The sequence below is a fragment of the Corallococcus sp. 4LFB genome (genome assembly GCF_046520365.1).
GTDB lineage: Bacteria > Myxococcota > Myxococcia > Myxococcales > Myxococcaceae > Corallococcus > Corallococcus caeni.
Window position 1 is genome coordinate 1 of sequence record NZ_JBKGHJ010000362.1, and the last position, 9,013, is coordinate 9,013.

7 protein-coding genes and 1 pseudogene are annotated in these 9,013 nt (G+C 70.4%); all 8 read left to right on the plus strand.

What is annotated here, in order from left to right; genetic code table 11:
* Positions 1-61: 61 nt before the first annotated feature.
* A pseudogene (gene infB, locus ACLEQD_RS30290) lies at positions 62-2,684 on the plus strand (translation initiation factor IF-2); the annotation flags it as partial.
* Positions 2,685-2,833: 149 nt separating this feature from the next.
* Positions 2,834-3,436: a DUF503 domain-containing protein gene (locus ACLEQD_RS30295; RefSeq protein WP_410388866.1), complete on the plus strand. Its 603-nt coding sequence runs from the start codon at positions 2,834-2,836 to the stop codon at positions 3,434-3,436.
* Positions 3,433-3,792: a 30S ribosome-binding factor RbfA gene (rbfA, locus tag ACLEQD_RS30300; protein WP_120523869.1), complete on the plus strand. Its 360-nt coding sequence runs from the start codon at positions 3,433-3,435 to the stop codon at positions 3,790-3,792. Before ACLEQD_RS30295 ends, rbfA begins: the two co-directional genes overlap by 4 nt.
* Before the next feature lie 10 nt (positions 3,793-3,802).
* Positions 3,803-4,666 carry a tRNA pseudouridine(55) synthase TruB gene (truB, locus tag ACLEQD_RS30305; RefSeq protein ID WP_410388868.1) on the plus strand — a complete coding sequence of 288 codons (864 nt, stop codon included), beginning with the start codon at positions 3,803-3,805 and terminating at the stop codon, positions 4,664-4,666.
* A gap of 1 nt (position 4,667) precedes the next feature.
* Positions 4,668-4,997, plus strand: coding sequence for a hypothetical protein (locus ACLEQD_RS30310; protein WP_410388870.1), 330 nt, complete (start codon positions 4,668-4,670; stop codon positions 4,995-4,997).
* 125 nt (positions 4,998-5,122) lie between these two features.
* Complete coding sequence (gene rpsO, locus ACLEQD_RS30315) at positions 5,123-5,392, plus strand: 30S ribosomal protein S15 (RefSeq protein ID WP_014398807.1); 270 nt, start codon at positions 5,123-5,125, stop codon at positions 5,390-5,392.
* A 403-nt stretch (positions 5,393-5,795) separates the two neighbouring features.
* A complete protein-coding gene (gene pnp / locus ACLEQD_RS30320) occupies positions 5,796-7,952 on the plus strand; it encodes a polyribonucleotide nucleotidyltransferase (RefSeq protein ID WP_410388872.1) in 2,157 nt (718 codons plus the stop codon).
* Positions 7,953-8,323: 371 nt separating this feature from the next.
* Positions 8,324-9,013 (plus strand): hypothetical protein (locus ACLEQD_RS30325; protein ID WP_410388873.1); only part of this gene is annotated, 690 nt, incomplete at its 3' end.

Consider the following 9,013-nt stretch of genomic DNA (forward strand, 5'->3'; position numbering starts at 1 on the left):
CCGCCTGTTGCGGCAACCGCCACCCCGCCCGTGACGCCGCCGTCCGACCCCGCCTCCCGCGGCCGTGGTGGAGACGCCCCGGGCCGCCGAGCCGACCCCGGCCACGGCGACACCGCGCAGTCCTACGCAGGAGAGTCCCCGCTTGCCCAACGCCCCTCAGCGCTCGCCGGTCCCGCCCACCGCTCGGACGCCTTCTTCCACGTCGACGTCCGCGACGGTCATCTCCCGAGGTCCCGGCTACGTGCAGCGTCCGGGTTCCACGGGCGGGCGCCCTGGTGGGCCGCCGGGGCAGCCGTCCGGGGGGGCCTGGGGGTCCTGGCAGCCGTCCGGGGGGTCCTTCGGGGCCGGGCAGCCGTCCTGGCGCGCCCATGCAGGGGCGTCCGGGCTCTCCCCCCATGAACCGTCCGGGAGCGCCCATGCAGGCGCGTCCGGGCCAGACGGGGCCGGTGCGTCCTTCCTCGCCCCCCACGGCGGGTGGCACGGGCGCTCCGGTGCAGCCGACCGGTCCGACCATCATGGTCGGCGGCGTCCCGCACGCCCAGGTCGCGCCCACGCCGGGCGCCCAGGCTCGCCCCACGGCCACCCAGGCCGTGGTGATTTCGCGCCCGCTCATCCAGGTCCGCCGCGTCACGCCCACCACGACCCAGGCCAAGCAGTACCCCATGGCCCCGGGCCGCACGGCGCTCGGCACGGAGAAGCGCGAGTACAAGGTCGTCCCGGATCACCTGGGCCGCGGCCGCGAGCTGGTGGACGTCTCCAAGAACAAGGAGCGTGGCCAGCGCAAGCGCACGGGTCCTGAGACGACCAGCGTCTCGAAGCAGGAGCTGTCGGACATGGTCTGGGGCCGCATCCAGATCCCCATCCGCGGCAAGAAGCGCAAGCCCACGAAGAAGGGCGCCAAGACGCAGATCACCCAGATGGCCGAGGAGAAGAAGGTCATCAAGCTCCAGGAGGGCATCAGCGTCTCCGACCTGGGTCAGCGCATGGGCATCCGCACCGCGGAGCTCATCAAGAAGCTGATGGGCATGCAGAAGATGGCCACGGCGAACCAGATTTTGGACGCCGACACCGCGGAGCTCATCGCCACCGACTACCACTGGAAGGTCGAGCGCGTCGGCTTCGAGGTGGAGGACTACCTGCCGGAGGTCGCGGCCAAGGCGGAGGACGAGCGTCCCCGTCCGCCGGTGGTCACCATCATGGGCCACGTCGACCACGGCAAGACGAGCCTGCTGGACGCCATCCGCCAGGCCAGCGTGGCCTCGGGCGAGGCGGGCGGCATCACCCAGCACATCGGCGCGTACAGCGTGTCCACCGCGCGCGGCGACGTCACGTTCCTGGACACCCCGGGCCACGAGGCCTTCACGTCCATGCGCGCCCGTGGCGCCAACGTGACGGACATCGTGGTGCTGGTGGTGGCCGCGGACGACGGCGTGATGCCCCAGACCGTGGAGGCCATCAAGCACGCGAAGCTGGCGGAGGTGCCCATCGTCGTCGCCATCAACAAGATGGACGTCCCGGGCGCCAACCCCGACCGCGTGAAGAAGGACCTCGCGAGCCAGGAGCTGGTGCCGGAAGAGTGGGGCGGCGACACCATCATGGTGCCCGTCTCCGCGAAGACGAAGATGAACCTGGATCTCCTCCTGGAGAACCTGGCGCTGCAGGCGGAGGTCCTCGAGCTGACGGCGAATCCGTCCCGTCCGTCCGTGGGCGCCATCGTGGAAGCGAAGCTGGAGCGTGGCCGCGGTCCCGTGGCCACGGTGCTGGTGCAGGAGGGCACGCTCAAGCTGGGCGACGCCATCGTCACCGGCACGCACTACGGCCGCGTCCGCGCCATGAACAACAGCCGCGGCGAGGCGGTGAAGGAAGTGAAGCCGGGCTACTGCGCGGAGGTCGTCGGCCTGTCCGGCGTGCCCACCGCGGGTGACGCCATCAACGTCGTCTCCGACGAGAAGGCGGCCAAGCAGATCGCCGACCACCGCGGCATGAAGGAGCGGCAGACCGAGCTCAGCAAGGTCAGCCGCGAGTCCCTGGACCAGCTCTTCGCCAAGACGAAGGCGGGCGGCGGGCCCAAGGAGCTGCGCGTCATCATCAAGGCGGACGTGCAGGGCTCCGCGGAGGCCGTGCGCCAGGCGGTCGAGAAGCTCACCACGCACAAGGTGCGGGTGGTCATCATCGACGCGGGCGTGGGCGCCATCACGGAGACCGACGTCATGCGCGCCGCCGCTTCCAAGGGCGTCGTGCTGGGCTTCAACGTGAAGCCGGAGTCGGGCTCGGAGGCCGCGGCCAAGGCGCAGCAGGTGACGCTGCAGAGCTACTCCATCATCTACGAGCTCATCGACGGGGTTCGCTTGGAGATGGAGGGCCTCCTGGAGCCCATCCGCACCGAGCGCAAGCTGGGCCGTGCGGAGGTGCGCAACACCTTCAACGTGCCGAAGCTGGGCACCATCGCTGGCGCGGCCGTCCTGGACGGCGTGATGAAGCGCGGCTCGTTCGTGCGCCTCATGCGCGAGAACAAGCAGCTCTTCTCCGGGAAGATGGCGTCGCTGCGCCGCTTCAAGGACGACGTGAAGGAAGTCGCGCAGGGCTTCGAGTGCGGTATCGGCATCGAGAACTTCAACGACCTCAAGGCCGGCGACATCATCGAGGCCTACGAGATCGAGGAGACCCGGCAGAGCCTCTCGTAAGCCGGAGAGACAGCGCCTCTCGTCATCCTGGAGAGGCGCACTCGACGGACCCCGGGGAAGGCCCCACCTTTCCCGGGGGATGGACGAAGCGTCGGCGGGCCCTGGCGGGGATGGAGCGCTCAGGGCCGCTGCCGGCCTGGGGGACCTCTATGTTCGTCGGTGTCGCACGCCTCACCCTCCAGATTCCGGAGAGCGCCTCGCTGAAGTCCAAGCGGCAGGTGCTCCGCCGGGTGACGGACCGGGTGAAGGCCCGCTTCAACGTGGCCGTCGCCGAAGTGGACGACCAGGACCTCTGGCAGAAGGCGTCCGTGGCCCTGGCCGTCGTGGGCAACGAGCGCCCGCACGTGGATGAGCAGCTGGAGAAGATCATCCACTTCATCGAAGAGATGTACGTCGCACCGCTGATGGCCCGGGAGACGGAGATCCTCGCCTTCGGGGACACGCTCTATTCCGACAAGAGGCCCACGGGCTTCCGCGCCCCGGCGAAGGTGCCGGCGCCGGAGGACGAGGACGCCCACCTGTCCCCCGAGGACGCGCACGCGCACTCGGAGGCGGCCATCGCCCGGTTCCTGCGCAGCGACCGTTCGCTGGCGGAGGCGGAGGGGCTGGGCTCGTGGGACCAGCGGCACGAGGGCGCGGGCCCCGGGCCCGGGACGTCCCGCCCCACGGGTGAAGGTGGAACCTTGACGCTGGACGACGCGCGGGCGAAGGCCCGGGCGCTGCGCAACCCGCGAGATTGGGAGAAGAAATGACGACGCATGCACGACCCGAGCGCGTGGGGCAGGAGATCCAGGCGGCCATCGGTGCCCTGCTGACGCGGGGAGAGTTGCGCGACCCGCGCATCGGCTTCATCACCATCACCGGCGTGAAGGTGTCGCCGGACCTGCGGGTGGCGAAGGTGTTCTATTCGATGCTGGGCACGGACCAGGAGAAGGCGGACACGCAGAAGGGCCTGGAGGCGGCCAAGGGCTTCGTGCGCCGCGAGGTGACGTCCGCGGTCAACCTGCGCGTGTCGCCGGAAATCTTCTTCGCCTTCGACGCTTCGGTGGGCGAGGGCGATAAGATCGACCGGCTCCTGCGCGAGGTGCGCGGCAAGGAAGGCTGGTAGGTCCCGCTTCATGGACGGCGTTCTCGTCATCGACAAGCCCCTGGGCCCCACGTCCTTCGACGTGGTCCGCCAGGTGCGCGGCCTGCTGAAGGTGAAGAAGGCGGGCCACACGGGCACGCTGGACCCCATGGCCACCGGCGTGCTGCCGGTGTGCCTGGGGGAGGCCACCAAGGTCGCCGGCATCATCACGGAGGGCGACAAGGCCTACGACGCCGTGGTGCGGCTTGGAATCGAGACGGACACCCAGGATGCCCAGGGCAAGCCGACGGCGGAGGCCCCGGTGCCCCCGCTGACGGCCCCGCTGCTGGAGGCGGTGCTCGCGCGCTTCCGGGGCACCTTCGAACAGGTGCCGCCCATGTACTCGGCGGTGAAGGTGGCCGGGAAGCGGCTGTACGAGCTGGCGCGCGCGGGTGAAGAGGTGGAGCGGGCCAGCCGCACCGTCACCGTGCACGAGCTGGTGCTGCGCGACTTCTCCGCGGACCGGCTGACGCTGTCCGTGCGGTGCACGAAGGGCTTCTACGTGCGCACGCTGGCGTACGACCTGGGCCGCGCGCTCGGCTGCGGGGCGCACCTGGAGGCGCTGCGGCGCACGATGAGCGGCCCCTTCACGCTGGCGCGCGCGCTGCCGCTGGGGGACCTGGCGTCCCTGTCGCGCGAGGCCGTGGAAGCGCGGCTGGTGTCGCTGGCGGATTCGCTGACGGACCTGCCGGCGGTCCGGGTGAACGCGGAGGAGGCCCGGCGGGTGACACACGGTGTCCCCGTGGAGGTCGCCCCCGTGCCGGGCCGCGTGCGGGTGCTGGGCCCGGATGACGCGCTGCTCGCCATGGCGGAGGTGGTGGGCGGGCGGCTGCGCTACCTGCGGGTGTTCAACTGAGGTGGCCACCCGCACCCATGACATCGCCGTGAGCGTGGCCCCGGCCCTCCGCGGCGCCTTCGACGGGCGGCGCGAGCTGTCCCTGGGCGTCCCCGCGGCGGCGGGCATTGGCGACGTGGTGGAGGCGCTCCTGCGGCTGTATCCGCGCACCCGGCAGCTGCTGGCGGGCGACGGCGGCGAGCCGGGGGGCCTGTACCTGCACGTGGCCCTGGACGAGGCGTCCGCCCGGGAGCTGTCCCCGGGCGGGGGCGGAATGCCGGGCGGCTGCCGGTTGTACGTCTTCGCACTGTCACGGCCCCCGAAGGGCGGACGGACGGGCGGCGAAGGTTGACCCCCCAGGGGGTGAAGCTTATAAGCGGCCCGCTCGTTAGAAGGACCATGAGGCCGGGTCTGTACCCCTCCGCGGACCCAGGCGGCACGAGCGGTCACCCCGGAGCGGGATTCAGGAAGAAGCCCATGTCGTTGCATCAGGAACGCAAGAGCGAGCTGGTCACGAAGTTCCGCACCCACGAGTCCGACACCGGCTCGCCCGAGGTGCAGGTGGCGCTGCTGTCCGAGCGCATCAACATGCTCACCGAGCACTTCAAGACCCACAAGAAGGACCACCACTCCCGCCGCGGTCTGCTGAAGCTGGTCGGTCAGCGCCGCCGCATGCTGGACTACCTCAAGTCCAAGGACGTGGCCCGCTACAAGAAGCTCATCGAGGGCCTCGGCATCCGCAAGTAGTCCTCGAGAAGTCCCCGGGGCGCTGGCACACCACCAGCGCCCCGTGCATTTGGGCAGCACGCAGCACGGTTTGCAGAACAGAAGCGCGGAACATGGGCGAAGGAGTGGGCGAGGGAGAGGTGGAGGCGGGCTCTTTTGGTTTCCGTTCAGACCGGCCGACCTGAAGTCATGGGTGGGCGGGTGTGATCAGGGATCAAGAGGTCTGGTCCATCCCTCCGGCGCTCCGCAACGGAGCCCGTTTCCGCAGTACAGGCAGCGTTCGTCTGGCATGTGCCTGCTTCAGGCCCTGGCGACCGCTCAATCCCAGAGGGCCCCTGTCCGGGCGGCTCCTGCCCCACGCACGTGGGCGGGCCGCGGCTGGCGAGGGTCCTCGCACGCGAAGCAGGCACAGAGGCCACACGACATGTTGAAGAAGAGCGTCAAGATTGGTGAGAACGAGCTGAGCATCGAGACGGGCCGCCTGGCCAAGCAGGCCGACGGTTCCGTGGTGGTGCGCTACGGCGACACCATGCTGCTCGTCACCGCGGTGAGCGCGCGGGAGAAGAAGGACATCGACTTCCTGCCCCTCACGGTGGAGTACCAGGAGAAGCTGTACTCGGCGGGCCGCATCCCGGGCAGCTACTTCAAGCGCGAGGGCCGCCTGACGGAGAAGGAGACGCTGGCCTCCCGTGTGGTGGACCGCTCCCTCCGTCCGCTGTTCCCGGAAGGCTACGCCTACGAGACGCAGATCATCTCGTCCGTCATCTCCGCGGACCCGGAGAACGAGGGTGACATCCACGGCATCACCGGCGCCTCCGCGGCGCTGTGGGTGTCGGACATCCCGTTCAACGGCCCCATCGCGGGCATCCGCGTGGGCCGCGTGGGCGGCCAGTTCGTGGCCAACCCCACCGCGAAGCAGCGCGAGCAGAGCGACCTGGACCTCGTCATGGCGGTGAGCCGCGAGGCCATCGTGATGGTGGAGGGTGGCGCGGAGGAGGTCAGCGAGGCGGACATGGTGGCGGCGCTGGAGTTCGGCCGTCAGCAGGCCCAGCCCGTGCTGGACCTGCAGGACCAGCTGCGCGCGGAGCTGAAGAAGCAGGTGCGCGCGTACGACAAGCAGGCCACCATCGACGAGGGGCTGCGCAACCAGGTCCGCGCCCTGGCGATGGAGGGCGTCAAGGCCGGCTACGCCATCAAGGAGAAGGGCGCGCGCTACGAGGCGCTCTCCAAGACGAAGAAGGCGGCGTTGGCGGCGCTCAAGGAGAAGCTGGGCGCGGACTTCACCCCGCAGGTGGAGAAGCACGCCAAGCAGGTCATCGAGGACCTGAAGTACGACCACATGCGTGAGCTCACCGTGAATGGTGGCCGCATCGGTGACCGTCCGCACAACGTGGTGCGCGACATCACCAACGAGGTGGGCGTGCTGCCGCGCACGCACGGCAGCGCGGTGTTCACCCGCGGCGAGACGCAGGCCCTGGTGGTCGTCACGCTGGGCACCAGCGAGGACGAGCAGCGGCTGGAGCTGCTCGGCGGCCAGGCCTTCAAGCGCTTCATGCTGCACTACAACTTCCCGCCGTTCAGCGTGAACGAGACCAAGCCCCTGCGTGGCCCCGGCCGTCGCGAGGTGGGTCACGGCGCCCTGGCGGAGCGCGCGCTGCGCAACATGATTCCGGCCAGCGACTCGTTCCCCTACACGGTGCGTCTGGTCTCCGAGATCCTCGAGTCCAACGGCTCGTCCTCCATGGCCTCCGTGTGCGGTGGCACGCTGGCGCTGATGGACGCGGGCGTGCCCATCAAGGCGCCGGTCGCCGGCATCGCCATGGGGCTGGTGAAGGAGGGTGAGAAGATCGCCATCCTGTCCGACATCCTCGGCGACGAGGACCACCTGGGCGACATGGACTTCAAGGTCTGCGGCACGTCCAAGGGCATCACGTCCATCCAGATGGACATCAAGATCACCGGCCTCACCACGGAGATCATGAGCCGCGCGCTGGAGCAGGCGCGTCAGGGCCGCGTGCACATCCTGGCGGAGATGGCGAAGACGCTGAGCGCTCCCCGCAAGGAGATCAGCCAGTTCGCGCCGCGCATCACCACCATCCAGATCCGTCCGGAGTTCATCAAGAACGTCATCGGGCCGGGCGGCAAGGTGATCAAGGACATCATCGCGCGCACGGGCGCGGCCATCAACATCGAGGACACCGGCCGCGTGGACATCGCCAGCGCGAACGGCGACGCGGTGAAGGCGGCCATCGCGATGATCCAGGCGCTCACGCGCGAGGCGGAGATCGGGAAGATCTACACGGGCACCGTCCGGAAGATCGCCGAGTTCGGCGCCTTCGTGGAGCTGTTCCCGGGCACCGACGGCCTCATCCACATCTCCGAGCTGTCCGACAAGCGCGTGAAGAGCGTGTCGGACGTGCTGAGCGAGGGCGACGAGGTGCTGGTGAAGGTCGTCAGCATCGACAAGACGGGCAAGATCCGCCTGTCGCGCAAGGAGGCCATGGCCGAGCGCGCCACCGCGCAGGGCACGCCTCCGGCCGCCGCCGCCGCCCCGGTGGCGACGCCGGACGCGAAGGCCTGAGTCCGGCTCCGCGCAGTGGCCCTTTCGTGAAGGAAGGGCGCTGACCGGAACGACGCCCCGTCTTCTTCCGCCTCCGGGCGCGAAGGGGCGGGGCGTTGTCGTTGCGGGGCAGGGACGCCGTCCGCGGGCGGCACGGAGAGCCTTCTGCCCTCGGACAGGAATTCAGTCCTCGTGGATGAGAGGGCGAGAACGGTCCTGTGGCCCTGTCAGGGGCGCAGCGCGCGAACTGGTCCGACAGTCGGACCAGTTGGGCCGCCTCGGGTGGGCAGTGGCCCCGGGCGGAGCGCGCGGTGTTTTCGTCCCGGGCGGCGGGAGGCTTAAAACCCCGGGCGGGCTTCCCGCGTTGATGGGGGACCGCCCGGAGGCGCTCCATGCCGTCCCACCCATCCAGCTCCTCGGAGCCTTCGAGCAGCTTCCTCACGGACGTGTCCCGGTTCCTGGGGGCGTTCCGCTGGGCGTTCATGCCGCTGGGCCTGCTCGCGCTGGTCGCGGTGGGCGTGCACGCGGCGGCGGACACGCTGGATGACCGGTTGCTCACGGCGGTGGACCGGCTGGACTCCGCGTTCGACGCGTGGGTGGGCCAGTTCCCCGCGACCGCGTCCCTGGTGGACTGGGTGTCGCTGGAGACGCGCACCCGGCTGGCTCGGGCCCTGGCGTTGGGTTGGGAGCTGGCGGCGGACCTGCTCCTGGCCCTGCCCGCGCTCGGCTACCGCGAAAGCGAAGCGGCCCGGCCCGTGGAGCCCTGGCGCCCGGTGACGGCGTCCGCTCCGGAGTCCTCCTCGTGGAAGGCGCTGCTGCGGCGCTGTCTGCGGCGGCCCACGCCCATGCGGTGGGTGCGGCCACTGGCCACGGCGGGTGTGGTGCTCGCGGGCGCGTGCACGGTGGCGCGGCTGGTCCAGGGCACGGTGTACCTGTCGTGGCGGCCGCTGTTCGGCGACGTGGCCGCGGACTGGGCGGCCCGGGGACTGGCGGTGGCGGCGCTGTGCGGCGTGAGCGTGTCGCTGGGCTGGCGCGCGGTGCTGCGCAACCTCCAGCACGCGGACGCGGCGTGTGAAGCGGCG

Bases quoted from the DNA above. Each gene is read 5' to 3' on its own strand.
- ACLEQD_RS30295 (WP_410388866.1), top strand. From the start codon at position 2,834: ATGTTCGTCGGTGTCGCACGCCTCACCCTCCAGATTCCGGAGAGCGCC.
- rbfA (WP_120523869.1), top strand. From the start codon at position 3,433: ATGACGACGCATGCACGACCCGAGCGCGTGGGGCAGGAGATCCAGGCG.
- truB (WP_410388868.1), top strand. From the start codon at position 3,803: ATGGACGGCGTTCTCGTCATCGACAAGCCCCTGGGCCCCACGTCCTTC.
- rpsO (WP_014398807.1), top strand. From the start codon at position 5,123: ATGTCGTTGCATCAGGAACGCAAGAGCGAGCTGGTCACGAAGTTCCGC.
- pnp (WP_410388872.1), top strand. From the start codon at position 5,796: ATGTTGAAGAAGAGCGTCAAGATTGGTGAGAACGAGCTGAGCATCGAG.